The sequence below is a fragment of the Thermomonas sp. genome, from assembly GCF_035369645.1.
In the GTDB taxonomy this organism is placed as follows: Bacteria; Pseudomonadota; Gammaproteobacteria; order Xanthomonadales; family Xanthomonadaceae; genus Thermomonas.
On sequence record NZ_DAOOUM010000012.1, the window covers coordinates 14,148 to 31,048 of the forward strand.

Consider the following 16,901-nt stretch of genomic DNA (forward strand, 5'->3'; position numbering starts at 1 on the left):
TGCAACGCAGGAAGCGTGTAATCCCCGGACAGGCGGGTGTGGGTTTGGGTTAGCAAACGGTGCACACCCGCATGTGTGCAGACTCAGACGGCGTCAGTGATGGGTGCGGTTTCAACCGCGACTGCCGGCTTGACCACGGACTTGCGGCTCAGCTTGGCAGGCTTGCTGGCCGGCTTGCTGGCTTTGGGCGCCTTGGCCTTGGCGACTGGCGCGGCTTTGGCGGTTTTTGCGGGCTTGGCCGGTTTGCTGGATTTAACCGGCTTGACGGCTTTGGCAGGGGTCTTGCTGCTTGCCGGTTTGCCGGGGCTCTTGCGCAACTCAGCGGTTAGGCGTTCTACACGCTGGGTCAGGGCATTGAGGTCTTCGCGCCCCGGCACGCCCAATTTGACCAGCGCACGCTGGACGCGTTCTTCGAATACCTTTTCCAGCTTGTCCCAGGTATCGGCGGCGCGTTCACGGGCCTGATCAACGCGACCTTCCACAGCATCACGCACCACCCCGGCGCGGCTGCCGGCAAACTTGCGTGCGGTTTGCTCCAGCGACAGTCCATCACGCACCAGAGTTTCGAACAATTTGCTGCCTTCAGACTGTGCGCGATTGAATGCACCCATACCGGCCAGCCAGATGTGCTGCGCCGATTCGGTGATCGACTTCGGGCTGAGTGCGGCGTGCGGCTTGCCAGCAGCGGCCTTGCGGGGGGACGTTTTGCCGGCCGGCTTGCTGGCCGGTTTGGCGGTGGAAGGACGCACGGTTTTTTTCAGCTTGGCCATGTGGATAGCTCCGCGTCTGGATGACGCATTGGGAAAAATGCAGGGGACAACAATGCAGCAGTGCGATGCAGAATCGCGGGCTTGTCTAGAGCATTCACACCATGCGCTGACGTTGCAGGCGATGTTCAATCTCATCCAATGCGCGATTGAGGCGCGCGGTGGTTTCGGTCATGCGGGGGGCAGATGGAAGGTGCGCAACGATCGAACGCGGGCGATCGGCAATGACATCCTCGCGCAGATGGATGCCATGCCTGGCCAGCACCGGTGCCAGCTCGGCGCGACGCAGGCGCAGGTCGGTCAATGTATTGCGATACGCCAATTGCGAGATGCGGCGGCGTGCGGAGAAGCTAAACACATTGGTGTAGAACAATTCGCGGTCGGCGGCGTTGGGCTCGAATACCGCTTGGTCGATGTGTGGATACTGCTGCGGGTAGCGCGCCAGCCCCACCTGCATGCGTGATTGCAGCATGGTGCGTAACGTTTGCGAGAGCACGCCGGGCAGGCCGCCTTCGGCAATCCGGCGGTCACTGTCGCGATGCTGTTGTGCGTCCTCACTGCTGTCATCGCCGGGGTTGAACGGCACCAACGGGTTGATGCCCAGCAGCAAATCAACATCACGCTCCAACACGACCGAGGCATGCATGGTGCGGCGTAGCGCCCCATCCACGATATGCCGTGTGCGTCCGTTTTTGTCATGCAATTCCACCGGCGGATATAGGCCGGGCAGCGCCGCGCTGGCTTGCACTGCTTGGGAAATGGGGATGTCATCCCAACCAGCATCACCAAACCGCACCGCTTCGCCACTGTCGAGATCCACGCCAATGACATAGAGCGGTCGATCTAGCTTACGAAAATCGTTGCTGCGGCCTTGGCGGGTAAATACGTCGTGCAGAAAACGCTCGACTTCGCGGTTATCAAACAAACCGGTGGGCACCAAACTTCCGACGCGATTGAGCAAATCCGACCAGCGCGAATCACTGCGGCCATGCCATAGGTCGCGTAGCAAACGCGCGGAAAGCGTGGGGATGGCAGTGGCACGGCGCAGGTATTCGCCAAGTGCTGGGCGCAGGAAGGTTTCGGGGTTGAACTGCACGTCCTGACTGTCGCCGGTGATGAAGATGCGGCATAGCTCGGCGGTGTCCATGCGGTTGGCTAGGCCGGCGGCAAAAAATGCGCCGGAACTGACCCCGACATAGCAATCCAAACGGGTGAGATCTAGACCATCGCAGGCTTCGTCCAGTGCGCGCAATGCGCCCAATTCATACATCGCGCCGACGGGGCCGCCGCCGGCAATGGCCAAGCCGATACGCGGCTGGCGCGAACGCGAGTTTGGGCTGTGAGCGGCGTGCAGTGACAGCATGGGAAAGCTCTGTGGCAGGGTTGGCCCGAGTGTAGCGGAGTGAATTGGAGTATTGCGTCCATGCACCTGTTGCCCCGACACTGCACGCATGTCCACGCGCCCAGATCTGCAAGCGCGGCTTGCACGCCAATTATTCAATCATCAACGTTTGTTTGACCCGCACCGCGAGCCACGCAATCAGCTGCGATGGTTGCAGCCGTTGCAACGCTGGCAGGCGCAACGCTTGGAGCACAGTTTTGCGGGATTCTTGCAAGACCCTAGGCGGCGGGCTGCGGCCAAGTTTTTTTTGACCGATGTGTACGGCGATCGCGATTTTAGTCAGCGCGATGCCGACATCGCCAACGTGCTTCCCAAAATGCAGCGGCTGTTGCCGGCCAGTTTGTTGGCGACAATGGCCGACGGGATCGAATTGGCGGCCTTGAGTCATGCCTTCGACCTGCACATGGCGGGCGCATTGCAAGACATCGCCATGCCGGATGCAGGACGCATATTGGATGTGCAGATGTATGCACAGGCGTATCGCAGGGTGGGGCATCGGCGTCTGCGTACGCATCAAATCCGCTTGATTGGTGAGGTGGGCCACGGATTGGCGGCAGCGTTGCGGGTGCCAGGGGTGAGTACGCTGTTGCGCGTATCACGCTTGCCGGCGCGTTCGGCGGGACTGGGCGAGTTGCAGTCCTTCCTTGAGCGTGGGTTTGCAGCCTTTACCCAACTGGGCGACGCGGCTGCGTTTTTGGCTGATATTCAGCAGAGTGAAACCCGAGTGATGCAGCGGTTGTTTGCTGGGGTGGCGGCACCTTTCACGAACGACCCATAAGCGCGTACCAGCATGTACCGCAGGGGCGCGGATCAGCGTGCGCCAAATACCAACAGTCCGGAAAGCGCGGCGGCCAGCAACACAGCGGCTACCAATAACCACGGAACCCGCGCGCTCCAGCGGCGACTGGCTGGCGGTGTGGGGGGGGCATCGGCATGCAGGTCTGCGGATTGCTGCGGGCACGCAGCATCGGCGGCAAGCACGTTGGAGCCTTCCACCACAAACCGATGCTGCACGCCAAAGAACAGTTGATCACCCGGTTGGAGTTGTGCCTGCTGCACCGGGCGACCATTCAAGCGCACACTGGCCGCCGCATTGCGCAGCACTGGCGTGCTGCCAGCCATTTCAACCAAGGCATGTTCAGCACTGATGCCGTGGCCTTCAATGCGCAAATCGGCATTGGCGGCGCTGCCAATCCGGCGTGGACGTTCCAAGCTCAGGCTGCGGCCATGATGTGGGCCACCAACACCGCGCAGCACCAAGCGCAAGTTACCGGCCGCATCGCGGGATGCGTCATTGGCGGGTTGTGCAGCGTCATTGCTTGCACGCAGCAGCAATTCTTGACCTTCCACATGAATACTGTCGCCGGCGCGCAGCAGTGCCAGTTGCAGCACCGGCCGGCCGTTCACATGCACCCCGCGCAGGCCTTCGGCAACGTGCAGCCAAAGGCCGCGGCGGTCATTGCATAGTTGCAGCAGCCAAGGGCCATCGGCGGCCATCGGGCTTAGCCCTGCTTGGCTGTGGCCCAGCGCAAGCACGCCGGTGTCTAGCGGCAGGTCAGCACGGGTGTTGTCGCAAAAATGCAGGCACAGGTCATTCATCGCCGTGCAATCTAGCATGTGAGCATGTGGTTACGGCAGCCATCGTCACGTGCTGTTCGTGCGCGGGTGGAAACGGCAAAATGGGGGCCACACCATCAGCCAATCACCGCCATGTCCAAAATTGATATTCGTCATGCTCACTCCCTGCCAATGCCGCAAGCACGCAAGGCAATCGAAGACGTCGCCAAGAAATTGGAAGACCGCTTCCAGATTGACTATGACTGGGACGGGGATATCTTGAATTTCAAGCGCTCGGGTATCGATGGGCATATCGAGGTATTGGAAAACACCTTGCACGTCCACGCCAAGCTGGGCTTTCTGGCGGCGATGTTCAAAGACCCCATCGAGGCGGAAATTCAGCGGGTATTGAAAGAAAAGTTCTAACCAACGAGCGGGTTCTGGCGTGATGCCAATCGGTCATGGACGGTTTCGCCGGAAACCGCGCGCGCAAGCGTGCTGCGCTGCGGCATACTTGGGACTTTCCGTTTTGAGAGACAGCCATGACGCGCGCGTTCAACTTCAGCCCGGGCCCGGCGATGCTGCCCGAATCCGTGTTGCGCCAAGCGCAGGCCACGATGCTGGAGTTTGGGAGTACCGGCGCGTCGATTCTGGAAATCAGCCATCGTGGCGCGGATTTTATTGCCGTTGCACAGAAGGCCGAGGCCGACTTGCGCACCCTGCTTGCCATTCCCGACGACTATGCGGTGATTTTTACCGCTGGTGGTGCCACCACCGTGCAAGCGCTGCTGCCACTCAATTTTGCCGCACCCGGGCAAGCCGCCGATTACGTGGTCAGCGGCCACTGGGGCAAGACCGCGCTCAAACAAGCCGCGCCTTGCGTGGATGCGCGTATCGCGGCCAGCAGTGAGGCCGGTGGCTTTCGTGATGTGCCGGGGCGTGCGCAATGGCGGCTGTCGCCCGATGCGGCGTATGTGCATGTGACTGCCAATGAAACCATCCACGGTGTGGAATGGCAGAACATCCCCGAGGCTGGCAATGCGCCGTTGATTGCCGATTTCAGTTCCTCAATTGCGTCAGAGCCGCTGGATATTTCGAAGTTCGGCATCGTCTACGCCGGCGCGCAAAAAAATCTGGGGCCGGTGGGCATCACGGTGGTGATCGTGCGCCGTGACCTGCTGGAGCGTGCCGGCCAGCCGCGTGCGCCGATATTTGACTATCGCGCGCAAGCCCAGGCCGAGTCGATGCTCAACACGCCGCCCAGTTGGAATTGGTATGTGCTGGGTCTGACCGTGCAATGGATGTTGGAGCAAGGCGGCGTGGCCGAATTCGCCCGCCGCAATGCAGGCAAAGCGGCGCTGTTGTATGCCGCGATTGATGACTCAGGCGGCTTTTATCGCAATGACGTGGCCGCCGCTGCGCGTTCGCGCATGAACGTGCCGTTCTTTTTGCACGATGCGGCGCTGGACAAGGTGTTTTTGGACGAGGCCAAGCAAGCCGGGTTGCTGGCACTGAAGGGCCATCGCGTCTTGGGCGGGATGCGCGCCTCGTTGTACAACGCCATGCCCGAAGCAGGTGTGCAGGCGCTGGTTACTTTCATGCAGGAGTTCAAACAGCGTCATGGCTAAGAAAATTTCAAGCAAAGTGCCAACAAACACGGCCGCGCCTATCGCCGAGGCCAAGCCCGACCTGGCCCAGGTCCGTGCGCAGATCGACGGGATCGACCAACAAATTCAAGCCCTGATTGCCGAGCGCGCCAACTGGGCGCACCAAGTGGGCAAAGCCAAGGGAAAATTGGCCGCAGCGGTGGATTACTACCGCCCCGAGCGCGAAGCACAAGTGCTGCGGCGGGTGGTGGACCGCAACGATGGTCCACTGCCCGATGCCCAATTGGTGCGCTTGTTCCGCGAAATCATGTCGGCATGTTTGGCCCAACAAGAACCATTGAAAATTGGCTACCTCGGCCCCGAGGGCACTTTCAGCCAGCAGGCGGTGAACAAGCATTTTGGCCATTCTGCGCTGGGTCTGCCGCTGGCCAGCATCGAAGAAGTGTTCGAAGACGTGGCCGCTGGCGATGCCGATTTTGGCGTGGTGCCGGTAGAAAACTCGGGGCAGGGCACCATTCAAGTCACCTTGGATTTGTTCTTGACCTCGCCGCTGCGCATTTGCGGTGAAGTGGAGTTGCGCGTGCACCAGCATCTGCTGTCACGCAGTGGCCGCATCGACGATGTGGAGCGCGTGTTTGGCCACCCGCAAGCGCTGGCACAGTGCAGTGGTTGGCTGCGCAAAAATTTGCCGGGGATCGAAAAAATTCCGGTTTCCAGCAATGCCGAAGGTGCCCGCCGTGCACGCAGTGCCGACGATGCCGCCGCGATTGCCGGCGAAACCGCCGCCTTGGTGTATGGCCTGAAAAAAATCGCCGGCCCGATTGAAGACCGCAGCGACAACACCACGCGCTTTTTGGTCATCGGCCGGCAGGCGTTTCCGCCGTCGGGCAATGACCGCACCTCGCTGTTGGTGTTCATCCGCGACCGCCCCGGCGCGTTGTATGGCGTCCTGGAGCCGCTGGCACGGCGCGGCATCAGCATGAACCGGATCGAATCGCGGCCCGAGCACGGGCACAAATGGCAATACGCCTTCTTCATCGACGTCACCGGCCACTGCGAGGAGTCGCCGCTGAAAGACGCGCTGGATGAAATTGGCGCACAGGGGGATGAAGTGCGGGTGTTGGGCTCGTACCCGGTGGCGATCGCATGATCGATTTCAACACGCTGGCGCAAGCCGGCATTCGCAGTTTGCGTGCGTATGATCCGGGGCACGACTTGGTGGCGTTGCGCAAACAGGCAACGCAATCTTTGTTGGAATTGGGTTCCAACGAAAACCCGTATGGTGCCAGCCCGCAGGCCAAGCAGGCGGTCATTGCGGCACTCGATACCGCGCATATTTATCCCGATCCACTGGGCGGTGATTTGAAGCGCGCGCTGGCGCAGCGGCATGCCGTGGATGCCGCCAATATCCTGCTGGGCAATGGTTCGCACGAATTGCTGATGCAGTTTGCGCAGGTGTTTGCCGGGCCGGGCGATGAGGTCGTGGCTTCGCAATACGGGTTTGCGGTGTATGCGCTGGCCGCGCAGGCGGCCGGTGCCCGCTTGGTGTTGGCCAAGGCCAATCCTCACGACCACGCAATGCCGCGCGGACATGATCTGGATGCGCTGTTGGCCGCCGTCACCCCGCGCACCAAGTTGGTCTATTTGGCCAACCCCAATAACCCCACCGGCACGTGGTACAGCCAGCAAGCGTTCGCAAACTTTCTTGCACAGTTGCCGGTGCAGGTGTTGTTGGTGGTGGATGAGGCCTATGCCGAATTTGTGGATGCACCCGACTATGCCAGCGCGTTGGCATTACGCGATCAGCACCCTAATGTGATCGTCACCCGCACCTTCAGCAAAGCCTATGCCTTGGCGGGTTTGCGGGTGGGTTTTGCGGTGGTGCATCCCGATTGCATCGCAGTGATGGAGCGCGTGCGCGAGAGTTTCAACGTCAATGCGTTGGGCTTGGCGGCAGCAGATGCCGCACTCCGTGACGCTGCGCATTTGGTGGCAGCGGTGGCCGGCAATCGCCACCAGCGTGAAGCCTTGGCCGCCGCGTTACGGCAACGCGGGCTGATGGTGTCGCCTTCGCAAACCAATTTTTTGCTGGCCGAATTTGGCGCGGCCACGGCCAGTATCGAAGCGGCATTGGTCGCACGCGGAGTGATCTTGCGGCCGATGGGGGGCTATGGTTTGGGCGATTGTCTGCGCATCACCGTCGGCACCGAACACGAAAACGCGCGCCTGCTGGTAGCGCTGGATGAGGTGATGGCGTGAGTGGAAGCAATTGGCGCGCAAGTGCGGGAACCTCGCTGCGCGGAACCCTGGCCATTCCGGGCGATAAATCGGTCTCGCATCGTTCGGTGATGTTTGCCGCATTGGCCGATGGCACCTCGACGATTGATGGGTTTTTAGAAGGCGACGACACCCGCGCCACCGCCGCAATTTTTGCGCAACTGGGCGTACGCATTGAGACCCCGTCGGCCTCGCAGCGCATCGTGCATGGCGTGGGCGTGGACGGCTTGCGTGCTGCCGAGGGGCCGCTGGACTGCGGCAATGCCGGCACCGGCATGCGCCTGCTGGCGGGGCTGTTGGCGGCGCAGCGGTTTGACAGCGTCTTGGTGGGCGACGCTTCGCTGAGCAAGCGGCCAATGCGCCGCGTCACCGTGCCGCTGGCAAAAATGGGCGCGCGCATCGACACCCAAGAGGGCGGCCTGCCGCCGCTGCATATCCACGGTGGGCAAGCCTTGCAGGGCATCGACCATACCTTGGACGTGGCCAGCGCGCAGGTGAAGTCGGCGCTCTTGTTGGCGGGCTTATACGCTCAGGGCGACACCATCGTGCGCGAGCCGCACCCCACCCGCGACTACACCGAACGCATGTTGCACGCCTTCGGTGTGGATATCGAATTTTCTCCTGGCTACGCGCGCCTGCGCGGTGGCCAACGCTTGCGCGCCACCGACGTGGCAGTGCCGGCGGATTTTTCATCGGCGGCATTTTTTTTGGTTGCAGCCAGCATTGTGCCCGGCTCCGATGTGCGCCTGCGCCAAGTCGGCCTGAACCCGCGCCGCACCGGCCTGCTGCAAGCTTTGCGCATGATGGGTGCGGATATCCGCGAAGAACATGCCGGCACCCACGGCGGCGAGCCGGTGGCCGATTTATTGGTGCGCTATGCGCCGCTGCGCGGAATCGAGGTGCCCGAAGCCTTGGTGCCGGACATGATCGACGAGTTCCCGGCGCTGTTCATCGCCGCCGCCTGTGCCGAGGGCCCCACCGTGGTGCGCGGCGCGGCCGAGTTGCGGGTGAAAGAGTCCGACCGTTTGGGCGTGATGGCCGCCGGCCTGCGCACGCTTGGCCTGCGCGTGGATGAAACCGCCGATGGTGCCACGATTTTCCCCGGCGCACTGGGCGGCGGCGACATCGCCAGCCAACACGACCACCGCATTGCGATGGCATTTGCAGTCGCCGCGCAGCGTGTCACTGGTGAAGTACGTATTCGCGATGTGGACACCGTCGCCACATCCTTCCCCGGTTTTGCCGAACTGGCGCGCGGGACGGGGTTTGGTTTGGGGTGAGGCTAGGGCAGCAACGGCGAAAGTTTTGCCAGCACCGCAGCATCCAGCGCTGGCCAATCCACGCCATCCAGGGTGGTCAGCCCATGCGTGGCTTCGACCAAAAGTTCGCGTTGCAGGTCGCTGCGTTGCAAGGCGACAGCGTAAGGAATGCGCATGAAGGTGACCATGCTGTAGTGCGGTACGAAGCGGCCGGGGTGGCGTTCTTGCAGGGCAAGTTCTAATTGGCGTTGCAGCAAGAAGGCGGCATCGTCCACTTTGTCGCGCATCTCGATGTAATTTTCTAAGGCCATTTGCTGGATGGCTTCGGCATTGGGTTTGCGTTGCTCTTCAAACGCGGCAAAGGCCTGTGCCAGTTCCGGTGTGGAGGCCAGTTGCTCGGCCAGCGCGACACAATCTTCGAATGCGCAATTCATGCCTTGGCCGTGGAAGGGCACCATCGCGTGCGCGGCATCGCCCAGCAACACGGCTTGCCCACCCAAATGCCAACGATCCAAATACAGCGTGGCCAATGTGCCTACCGGGTTGGCGTCATAGTCATGCTGCAGTTGCGGGATCAACACCAAAGCGTCGGGGAAGTCGCGCGCAAACAAGGCCTGCGCGTCTGCGCCCGTTTGCACCTGCGCAAAACTGGGATAACTGCCTTCGCGCGGCATGAACAAAGTCACCGTGAAGGTGCGCTCGTCATTGGGTAACGCAATGCACATGTAATGGCCGCGCGGCCAGATGTGCAAGGCATTGGGCTCGATCCGGAAGTCACCCGCCAGACTGGGCGGGATTTCCAGTTCTTTGTAGCCATGCCCCAGCCCTTCGCTGCGCTCCCCCAGCGGCTGCACCTTGGCGATTTGTGCACGCAAGGTAGAGCCTGCACCATCGGCACCGATCAACGCACGAAAGGCGTGTGTAATTTCGGCATCATGATGGCGGAAATAGGCGGTGTGATCGGCAAAATCGGCGCGCTCCAATGCGTGGTCAAAATGCAGGCGCGCGCCGTGCGATTCGGCGATATCCAGCAGCACGATATTGAGCTCGCCACGGCTGATCGAGTAGATCACTTCGGAGTCATCGCGCCCGTAGCGTTGCAGGCTGGGCGTGCCATGCAGCGGATGCACAAACCGCCCGCGCATCATCACGGCTTGTTTCAATACATCGACATCGGCGCCGGCTTGGCGTAATGCGTGCAGGCCACGTTCGGCCAATGCCAGATTGATCGAACGGCCACCGGCATAGCCGCCAATACGCGGGTCGCCGCGACGTTCAAACACATCCACCGACCAGCCGCGCTGCGTCAATAAAATCGCCAGCAGCGCACCCGCCAGACCGCCGCCGATGATGGAAAGTTGTTTGGTTTCATTACCCATGACGCCACTCCTGTACGCTGCGGGCAAAGCGCAGTACGTCGGCGAAGGTGTTGTAGAGCGGGACAGGTGAGATGCGGATCACGTCGGGTTCGCGCCAGTCGCCCAGCACGCCGTTTGCGGCGAGATGGTCGAACAAATCGCGGCCACGCGCGCGGCCGCCGATCACGCGGATCGAGAGCTGGCAGCCGCGTTGGGCGGGGTCGCGTGGGGTGAGCACTTGCAGCACATCGCGCAGGTCGGCATCGATCAGTTGTTCCAGATAGCCGGTGAGCGCTGCGGATTTGCTGCGCAGTGCGGGCAGAGTGGCGCGGTCGAATAGATCCAGCGCGGCGCGCAGCGGGGCCAGCCCCAAAATCGGGGGGTTGGATAACTGCCAGCCATCGGCACCGGGGGTGGGGCAAAAGTCGGTGCCCATTTTGAAGCGCACGGCCTCGTCATTGCCCCACCAGCCGGCAAAGCGCGGGCGATCGCTGTGGGCGTGGCGCGCGTGCACAAAGCAGCCGGCCACCGCGCCGGGCCCGGAGTTCAAATATTTGTAGTGGCACCACACCGCAAAATCGGCGTTGGCATCGTGCAATTGCAGCGCCAGATTGCCTACGGCGTGCGCCAAATCGAAGCCTGCAATCGCGCCGGCGGCGTGCGCCCATTGTGTGATTTTGGCCAAGTCAAATGCCTGCCCGCTGCGGTATTGCACGCCCGGCCATAGCACCAGTGCCAGCCGTGATGCGTGCTGCGCGATGGCGTGTTCGATGGCCTGCATCGAGAACGTGCCATCGGCTTGGTCGGGTTCGACTTCGATCAGCGCCGTGGCCGGGTCGATGCCGTGAAACCGCAATTGCGATTCCACCGCGTAGCGGTCCGATGGAAAACTGCCGGCTTCGATCAAGATCGCATTGCGCGCGCCTTCGGGCCGATAAAAGCTGACCATCATCAAATGCAGATTGGCGGACAGCGAATTCATCGCCACCACTTCCGACGGCTGCGCGCCCACCAGCCGCGCCAAGCCATCGCGCACCAGCGCGTGGTAGGTCATCCACTGCGCATCGCCGGTGAAATGGCCCTCCACCGCAGCGTGCGCCCATTTGTCCAGCACTTGTTCGATATGGGCGCGGGCGGCTTTGGGTTGCAGGCCCAGCGAGTTGCCCACGAAATACGCTTGCGGCGCACCGTTGTGCAGAGGGATGTGAAAGGCGTCGCGATATTCGCGCAGCGGGTCGGCAGCGTCGCGGGCGGCGGCGTAGGCGTCGGTGTACAAATCGGTCATGCAAACCTCGATGCGGAGAGCCCCAGCCATTCCAGCGCGGTGCCGTGATACAGGCGGTTGCGGTCGGGGTCGGGCAGTTGGAGACGTTCGATGCCTTCGCCGGGGACTTGTTCGCCCAAGGGAAACGGGTAGTCGGTGCCCAGCATGATGCGGTCGCTGCCGCAGGCGTCCAGCAGATAGCGCAAGGCGGCATCGTCGGCCACCCACGAATCAAAATACAGGCGCTTCAAATACTCGCGTGGATTGCGGAAATTATCGGTGGCCACCAAGTCCGGGCGCATATTGAAACCGTGCTCGATGCGGCCAATCGAATACGGAAAACTGCCGCCACCGTGGGCCAGCGCGATGCGCAATTTGGGCAGGCGCTCCAGCACGCCACCAAACACCAAACAGCACGCCGCGCGCGCTTGTTCGGCGGGCATCCCCACCAGCCACGGCAGCCAATATTTGGGCATCGAATCGGTGCCCATCATGTCCCACGGGTGCACCAATACCGCTGCGCCCAGCTCACTGGCGGCTTCAAAAAACTCGAACAACTCTGGCGCATCCAAATTCCAGTCGTTCACATGCGAGCCAATCTGCACGCCTTGCAAGCCCAGCTCGTCCATGCAGCGTTCCAACTCGCGCACCGCCAACTGCGGCGATTGCAGCGGCACCGTGCCGATGCCGGCGTAGTGGCGTGGGAAGGTGCGGCAGGTCTGCGCCATGTGGTCATTGAGTGCGCGATGCAGCTCCAGCGCGTGGTGCCCTTTGGCCCAGTAGCTGAACATCACCGGCACCGTGGACAGCACTTGCACCTGCACACCAAAGCCGGCGTAGTCATCAATACGAATTTGCGGGTCCCAAGTCTTGGGCCAAATTTCGCGGAAAAACTTGCCGTCTTTGTAGATGCGATGGCGACCGTCGTCGCCGTGGTGGATCACCGGGAAGCGGTTGTCGCCGTACTTGGCGGCCATATCCGGCCAGTCGCGCGGCAGGTAATGGGCGTGGGTGTCGATCTTGAGCATGTGATGCATTCCGGTTCAAACTTAAAGGGAACATGTCATCAACCGTTTTCCAGCAAGCGCTTGGCCGCGGCGCGGGCTTCTGCGCTAACGTCGATGCCACCTAACATGCGAGCGATTTCATCGATGCGGCCAGCGGCATCCAGCGCCAAGACCGAAGATTGGGTGATGCCGTCTTGGGCGGCTTTGCGGACTTGGTATTGGGCGTGGCCAGCAGCGGCCACTTGCGGTTGATGGGTGACGCACAGCACCTGTCGCACGCTACCCAAGGCCCGCAATTTGGCACCCACGGCAGCGGCCACGGCCCCGCCAATGCCGGCATCCACTTCGTCAAACACCATGGTGGGCACGGCATCCAGCCCTTGGGTGGTCACTTCAATGGCCAGCGAAATGCGTGACAACTCACCGCCCGAGGCCACTTTACGCAGCGGGCGCGGCGGTTGCCCGGGGTTGGCGGCAACCAAGAATTCGGCGCGTTCATTGCCATTGGGGTCGGGTGTTTGCGGCGCGGGTTGGGCCTCCCATTGCACGTCGAAACGACCGCCAGCCATGCCCAAGCCGTCGATCAAATGGGCCACACCGCTGGCCAGTGCCGCACCGGCTTGGTGGCGCGATGCAGACAGCTGTTGTGCGGCGTGTTGCCATTGCAGCAAGGCGTTGGCGATGTCGGTATCGAGTTGTGTCAGGCGGGTATCGGCATCGGCCAGAGTGTCCAGTTCCAACCGCAATGCGTCGCGGTGGCTGGCCAGTTGGTTGGGCGCGATGCGGTGCTTGCGGGCGAGGTCTTGCACGCGGGTCAGGCGGTGTTCGATATCGCGCAAGGCCTCCGGATCCAGGTCGAGGTCGTCGCGGATACGCTCCAGCAGGGCAAGGGCTTCATCCAGTTGGATGGCGGCCGAATCCAGCAGCGCATCGACTTCGCCCAAGCGTGGCTCGTGGCTGATTTCGCGATGCAGATGGGTGCGCAAGTGTTGCAGTTGGGTGGGGATGGCATCATCGCCAGCAAGCCGTTGCAAGGCGTACTCACAGGCGGCAATCAGCGCGGCGGAGTGGGCCTGTCGACGGTGATTGGCATCCAGTTGCGCCAGCGCTTCGGGCTCCAATGCTTCTGCCTGCAATTCTGTCAGCTGGTGTTGCAGCCATGTTTGGCGCTCGGCCACGTCGCCACGCGCCAGCAAGGCATCACGCAGGTCTTGGAGCTGCCGCCAGTGCAGCGCCGTGCTGCGAACCGCTGTCAGCAATGCCGGGTGTTTGGCGAAGGCGTCCAGCAATTGGGTCTGGGTGCTGCGCGATAAAAGAGCTTGTTGTTCGTGCTGGCCGTGGATTTCAACCAACAAGGCGGCCAATTCAGCCAGTTGGGTCAGGCTGGCGGCGCGGCCATTGATCCACGCCTTAGAACCACCATCGGCGCGCAGGGTGCGGCGCAGCCGGCAATGGTCAGGGTCGCCGCCTGGTTCGGTGTCATCCAACTCTGCATCGCGCAGCCAGTGGGCGGCAGGCGCGCAGTCATGAAGCTGGAACTCGGCTTCTAGCTCGGCACGGCTGGCCCCGTGACGCACCGCGCCGGCGTCTGCGCGGGCACCGCACAAAAAGCCCAGCGCATCCACCAACAGGGATTTACCGGCGCCGGTTTCGCCGGAAATGACGGTCAGGCCTTGCGCAAACGTCAGTTCGGCATGGGCAACTACGGCAAAATCACGGATCGATAGGCGGGTCAGCATGGGTCGATTGTAGTGGGCGCGGTCTTGAATCCGGAAGCCAGCGGCCCCATAGCCTTGCACGGTGCGGCGATTGGCCGCGAATTGAACCGTGAACATGAGCAACGACCCGACCCAGCAAGAGAATGATGTGGCCGACGCCCCGATGCCGTTGGACGAGATGGAAGCCCTGCGTGGCGAAATTGAGCAGCTCAAGGCGCAATCCTTGATCGAGCGTGCCGACTTGGACAACCAGCGTAAGCGGTTGGCGCGCGATATCGAGATGGCCCGCAAATTCGCCAATGAGCGTCTGCTGGGTGACCTGCTGCCGGTGTTTGACAGTCTGGATGCCGGCTTGATGGCGGCAGGTGCGGACGCTGGCGCACTGCGCGATGGCTTGGAGTTGACTTACAAGCAATTATTGAAAGTGGCGGCGGATAACGGCATGGAAGTGCTAGATCCGACCGGGCAGGTATTCAATCCTGAGCACCACCAAGCCATCAGCCAGGGCGAGTCGGAAGGCGTGCCGCCAGGCCATGTGATCACCGTGTTCCAGAAGGGGTATGTGCTCAATGGGCGGCTGCTGCGCCCGGCACTGGTCATCGTGGCCAAACACGACTGAGCTGTTCTTTTCAATGATCGTGGCTCTCCCTCCCCTTGAAGGGAAGGGTTTGAACCCCAAATAGCCATCATCGGCGCAACGCGCCATCCAAATAGCAAGATTCAAGAGGACATCGTCATGGGTAAGATCATCGGTATCGACTTGGGCACCACCAACTCCTGCGTTTCCATCATGGAAGGCGGCAAAGCCCGGGTCATCGAAAACAGCGAGGGGGATCGCACCACCCCGTCCATCGTCGCTTGGACCAAAGACGGCGAAGTGTTGGTGGGCGCATCGGCCAAGCGGCAGACCGTCACCAACCCAAAAAATACCTTCTACGCGGTGAAGCGCCTGATTGGCCGCAAGTTCACCGATGCCGAAGTGCAAAAAGATCTAGGTTTGGTGCCGTATGCCATCACCCAGCACGACAATGGCGATGCGTGGGTGGCACTGGCCGATGGCAAGAAGCTGGCCCCGCAGGAAGTCTCGGCTAAAGTGCTAGAGAAAATGAAGAAGACCGCCGAAGCTTTCCTCGGCGAGACCGTCACCGAGGCTGTGATTACGGTGCCGGCCTACTTCAACGATAGCCAGCGTCAGGCCACCAAAGACGCCGGCCGCATCGCTGGTTTGGATGTCAAGCGCATCATCAACGAGCCCACTGCGGCGGCCTTGGCCTATGGTTTGGACAAGGGCGACACCAAGGATCGCAAAGTCGTGGTGTATGACTTGGGCGGCGGCACCTTTGACGTGTCGATCATTGAAATCGCCAACATCGACGGTGAAAAGCAGTTTGAAGTACTCGCCACCAACGGCGACACCTTCTTGGGCGGCGAAGATTTCGACAACCGCGTCATTGACTATTTGGTGGAAGAATTCCAGAAGACCGATGGCGTGGATTTGCGCAAAGATCCGCTGGCCTTGCAACGCCTGAAGGACGCTGCCGAGCGCGCCAAGATCGAGCTGTCGTCCAGCCAACAAACCGATGTCAACCTGCCGTATGTGACTGCCGATGCCACCGGCCCCAAGCATCTGAACATCAAGCTAACCCGCGCCAAGCTAGAAGCCTTGGTGGATGACTTGGTGAAGAAGACCATCGAGCCCTGCCGAGTGGCACTGAACGATGCTGGCCTGCGTGCTTCCGAGATCAGCGAAGTGATCTTGGTGGGCGGCCAGACCCGTATGCCGAAGGTACAGCAGGCGGTGACCGAGTTCTTTGGCAAAGAGCCGAAGAAAGACGTGAACCCCGACGAAGCCGTGGCCATTGGCGCGGCGGTGCAGGGCGGCGTGTTGGCGGGCGATGTGAAAGACGTGCTGCTGCTGGACGTGACCCCGTTGTCGCTGGGTATTGAAACCTTGGGTGGCGTATTCACCAAAATTATTGAGAAAAACACCACCATCCCGACCAAGGCCTCGCAGGTGTTCAGCACCGCCGAGGACAACCAGAGCGCGGTGACCGTGCATGTGTTGCAAGGTGAGCGTGAGCAAGCCCGTTACAACAAATCGCTGGCCAAGTTTGACCTGTCCGGTATCGACGCGGCACCGCGCGGTATGCCGCAAGTGGAAGTGAGCTTTGACATCGACGCCAACGGCATCGTGCATGTCACCGCCAAGGACAAGAAAACCGGCAAGGAACAAAAGGTTGAAATCAAGGCTGGCTCGGGTCTGAGCGATGACGAAATTCAGCGCATGGTGCAAGACGCCGAAGCCAACCGCGAAGAAGACAAGAAGTTCCACGAGTTGGTGCAGGCGCGCAATCACGCCGATGGTCTGATCCACGCTGCGCGCAGCACCATCAAGGACAACGGCGATAAATTGCCGGGCGATGCAATTGGGCGTGCAGAAGCGGCCATTGCTGAGCTGGAAACCGCGATGAAGGGCGACGACAAGGGCCAGATCGAAGCCAAGGCCAAGGCATTGGAAGACGTGGCGCAGTCGTTGTTTGCTGCCGCTGCTGCTGCGGGCCAACCGGCGGGTGATGCCGGTGCTGCCCCCGCCGGTGATGATGTGGTGGACGCCGAGTTCACCGAAGTCAAGGACGACAAGAAGGCCTGATCGATCGGCATGTTGAGTACAGCGGGCAGGCCATT

At 61.5% G+C, this 16,901-nt stretch carries 15 protein-coding genes; 8 read left to right on the top strand and 7 right to left on the bottom strand.

What is annotated here, in order from left to right; genetic code table 11:
* Positions 1–83: 83 nt before the first annotated feature.
* Positions 84–770: a phasin family protein gene (locus PK789_RS03770; protein WP_324307123.1), complete on the bottom strand. Its 687-nt coding sequence runs from the start codon at positions 768–770 to the stop codon at positions 84–86.
* Positions 771–864: 94 nt separating this feature from the next.
* On the bottom strand, positions 865–2,130 hold the full coding sequence (locus PK789_RS03775) for a patatin-like phospholipase family protein (RefSeq protein WP_324307124.1): 1,266 nt from the start codon (positions 2,128–2,130) through the stop codon (positions 865–867).
* An 88-nt stretch (positions 2,131–2,218) separates the two neighbouring features.
* On the opposite strand from PK789_RS03775, the gene PK789_RS03780 reads away from it, so the two are divergent.
* The gene (locus PK789_RS03780; protein WP_324307126.1) at positions 2,219–2,947 is read left to right on the top strand and encodes a DUF8198 family protein; all 729 of its coding nucleotides are present in this window, start codon (positions 2,219–2,221) and stop codon (positions 2,945–2,947) included.
* A gap of 32 nt (positions 2,948–2,979) precedes the next feature.
* Here PK789_RS03780 and PK789_RS03785 read toward each other — a convergent pair whose 3' ends face one another.
* Positions 2,980–3,786: an FHA domain-containing protein gene (locus tag PK789_RS03785; protein WP_324307127.1), complete on the bottom strand. Its 807-nt coding sequence runs from the start codon at positions 3,784–3,786 to the stop codon at positions 2,980–2,982.
* A 93-nt stretch (positions 3,787–3,879) separates the two neighbouring features.
* Here PK789_RS03785 and PK789_RS03790 point away from each other — a divergent pair, with 93 nt between their 5' ends.
* The 5 genes from PK789_RS03790 (at position 3,880) to aroA (ending at position 8,890) form a co-directional block, all read left to right on the top strand.
* Complete coding sequence (locus PK789_RS03790) at positions 3,880–4,152, top strand: polyhydroxyalkanoic acid system family protein (RefSeq protein WP_324307129.1); 273 nt, start codon at positions 3,880–3,882, stop codon at positions 4,150–4,152.
* Positions 4,153–4,268: 116 nt separating this feature from the next.
* Complete coding sequence (gene serC, locus PK789_RS03795; protein ID WP_324307131.1) at positions 4,269–5,354, top strand: 3-phosphoserine/phosphohydroxythreonine transaminase; 1,086 nt, start codon at positions 4,269–4,271, stop codon at positions 5,352–5,354.
* Complete coding sequence (gene pheA, locus PK789_RS03800; protein WP_324307132.1) at positions 5,347–6,483, top strand: prephenate dehydratase; 1,137 nt, start codon at positions 5,347–5,349, stop codon at positions 6,481–6,483. Before serC ends, pheA begins: the two co-directional genes overlap by 8 nt.
* Positions 6,480–7,592 carry a histidinol-phosphate transaminase gene (gene hisC, locus PK789_RS03805; RefSeq protein WP_324307133.1) on the top strand — a complete coding sequence of 371 codons (1,113 nt, stop codon included), beginning with the start codon at positions 6,480–6,482 and terminating at the stop codon, positions 7,590–7,592. The genes pheA and hisC overlap by 4 nt, the downstream gene beginning before the upstream one ends.
* Positions 7,589–8,890: a 3-phosphoshikimate 1-carboxyvinyltransferase gene (aroA, locus tag PK789_RS03810; protein WP_324307134.1), complete on the top strand. Its 1,302-nt coding sequence runs from the start codon at positions 7,589–7,591 to the stop codon at positions 8,888–8,890. Before hisC ends, aroA begins: the two co-directional genes overlap by 4 nt.
* Before the next feature lie 2 nt (positions 8,891–8,892).
* Here the strand turns inward: aroA and PK789_RS03815 are convergent, their stop codons facing one another.
* From PK789_RS03815 to recN, 4 genes are read right to left on the bottom strand one after another with little or no spacing between them, the layout of a single operon-like run.
* On the bottom strand, positions 8,893–10,248 hold the full coding sequence (locus tag PK789_RS03815; RefSeq protein WP_324307135.1) for an FAD-dependent oxidoreductase: 1,356 nt from the start codon (positions 10,246–10,248) through the stop codon (positions 8,893–8,895).
* Positions 10,241–11,512: a kynureninase gene (kynU, locus tag PK789_RS03820; RefSeq protein ID WP_324307136.1), complete on the bottom strand. Its 1,272-nt coding sequence runs from the start codon at positions 11,510–11,512 to the stop codon at positions 10,241–10,243. The genes PK789_RS03815 and kynU overlap by 8 nt, the downstream gene beginning before the upstream one ends.
* A complete protein-coding gene (locus PK789_RS03825; protein ID WP_324307137.1) occupies positions 11,509–12,519 on the bottom strand; it encodes an amidohydrolase family protein in 1,011 nt (336 codons plus the stop codon). The genes kynU and PK789_RS03825 overlap by 4 nt, the downstream gene beginning before the upstream one ends.
* A 38-nt stretch (positions 12,520–12,557) precedes the next feature.
* Positions 12,558–14,237: a DNA repair protein RecN gene (gene recN / locus PK789_RS03830; RefSeq protein ID WP_324307138.1), complete on the bottom strand. Its 1,680-nt coding sequence runs from the start codon at positions 14,235–14,237 to the stop codon at positions 12,558–12,560.
* A gap of 94 nt (positions 14,238–14,331) precedes the next feature.
* Here recN and grpE point away from each other — a divergent pair, with 94 nt between their 5' ends.
* Entirely contained in the window at positions 14,332–14,835 is a 504-nt protein-coding gene (gene grpE / locus PK789_RS03835) for a nucleotide exchange factor GrpE (protein ID WP_324307139.1), read from the top strand.
* 117 nt (positions 14,836–14,952) lie between these two features.
* Positions 14,953–16,866: a molecular chaperone DnaK gene (gene dnaK, locus PK789_RS03840; RefSeq protein WP_324307140.1), complete on the top strand. Its 1,914-nt coding sequence runs from the start codon at positions 14,953–14,955 to the stop codon at positions 16,864–16,866.
* Positions 16,867–16,901 lie beyond the last annotated feature (35 nt).

Coding starts and splice junctions, on each gene's coding strand:
- PK789_RS03770 (WP_324307123.1), bottom strand. CDS start 770: ATGGCCAAGCTGAAAAAAACCGTGCGTCCTTCCACCGCCAAACCGGCC.
- PK789_RS03775 (WP_324307124.1), bottom strand. CDS start 2,130: ATGCTGTCACTGCACGCCGCTCACAGCCCAAACTCGCGTTCGCGCCAG.
- PK789_RS03780 (WP_324307126.1), top strand. CDS start 2,219: ATGTCCACGCGCCCAGATCTGCAAGCGCGGCTTGCACGCCAATTATTC.
- PK789_RS03785 (WP_324307127.1), bottom strand. CDS start 3,786: ATGCTAGATTGCACGGCGATGAATGACCTGTGCCTGCATTTTTGCGAC.
- PK789_RS03790 (WP_324307129.1), top strand. CDS start 3,880: ATGTCCAAAATTGATATTCGTCATGCTCACTCCCTGCCAATGCCGCAA.
- serC (WP_324307131.1), top strand. CDS start 4,269: ATGACGCGCGCGTTCAACTTCAGCCCGGGCCCGGCGATGCTGCCCGAA.
- pheA (WP_324307132.1), top strand. CDS start 5,347: ATGGCTAAGAAAATTTCAAGCAAAGTGCCAACAAACACGGCCGCGCCT.
- hisC (WP_324307133.1), top strand. CDS start 6,480: ATGATCGATTTCAACACGCTGGCGCAAGCCGGCATTCGCAGTTTGCGT.
- PK789_RS03815 (WP_324307135.1), bottom strand. CDS start 10,248: ATGGGTAATGAAACCAAACAACTTTCCATCATCGGCGGCGGTCTGGCG.
- kynU (WP_324307136.1), bottom strand. CDS start 11,512: ATGACCGATTTGTACACCGACGCCTACGCCGCCGCCCGCGACGCTGCC.
- PK789_RS03825 (WP_324307137.1), bottom strand. CDS start 12,519: ATGCTCAAGATCGACACCCACGCCCATTACCTGCCGCGCGACTGGCCG.
- recN (WP_324307138.1), bottom strand. CDS start 14,237: ATGCTGACCCGCCTATCGATCCGTGATTTTGCCGTAGTTGCCCATGCC.
- grpE (WP_324307139.1), top strand. CDS start 14,332: ATGAGCAACGACCCGACCCAGCAAGAGAATGATGTGGCCGACGCCCCG.
- dnaK (WP_324307140.1), top strand. CDS start 14,953: ATGGGTAAGATCATCGGTATCGACTTGGGCACCACCAACTCCTGCGTT.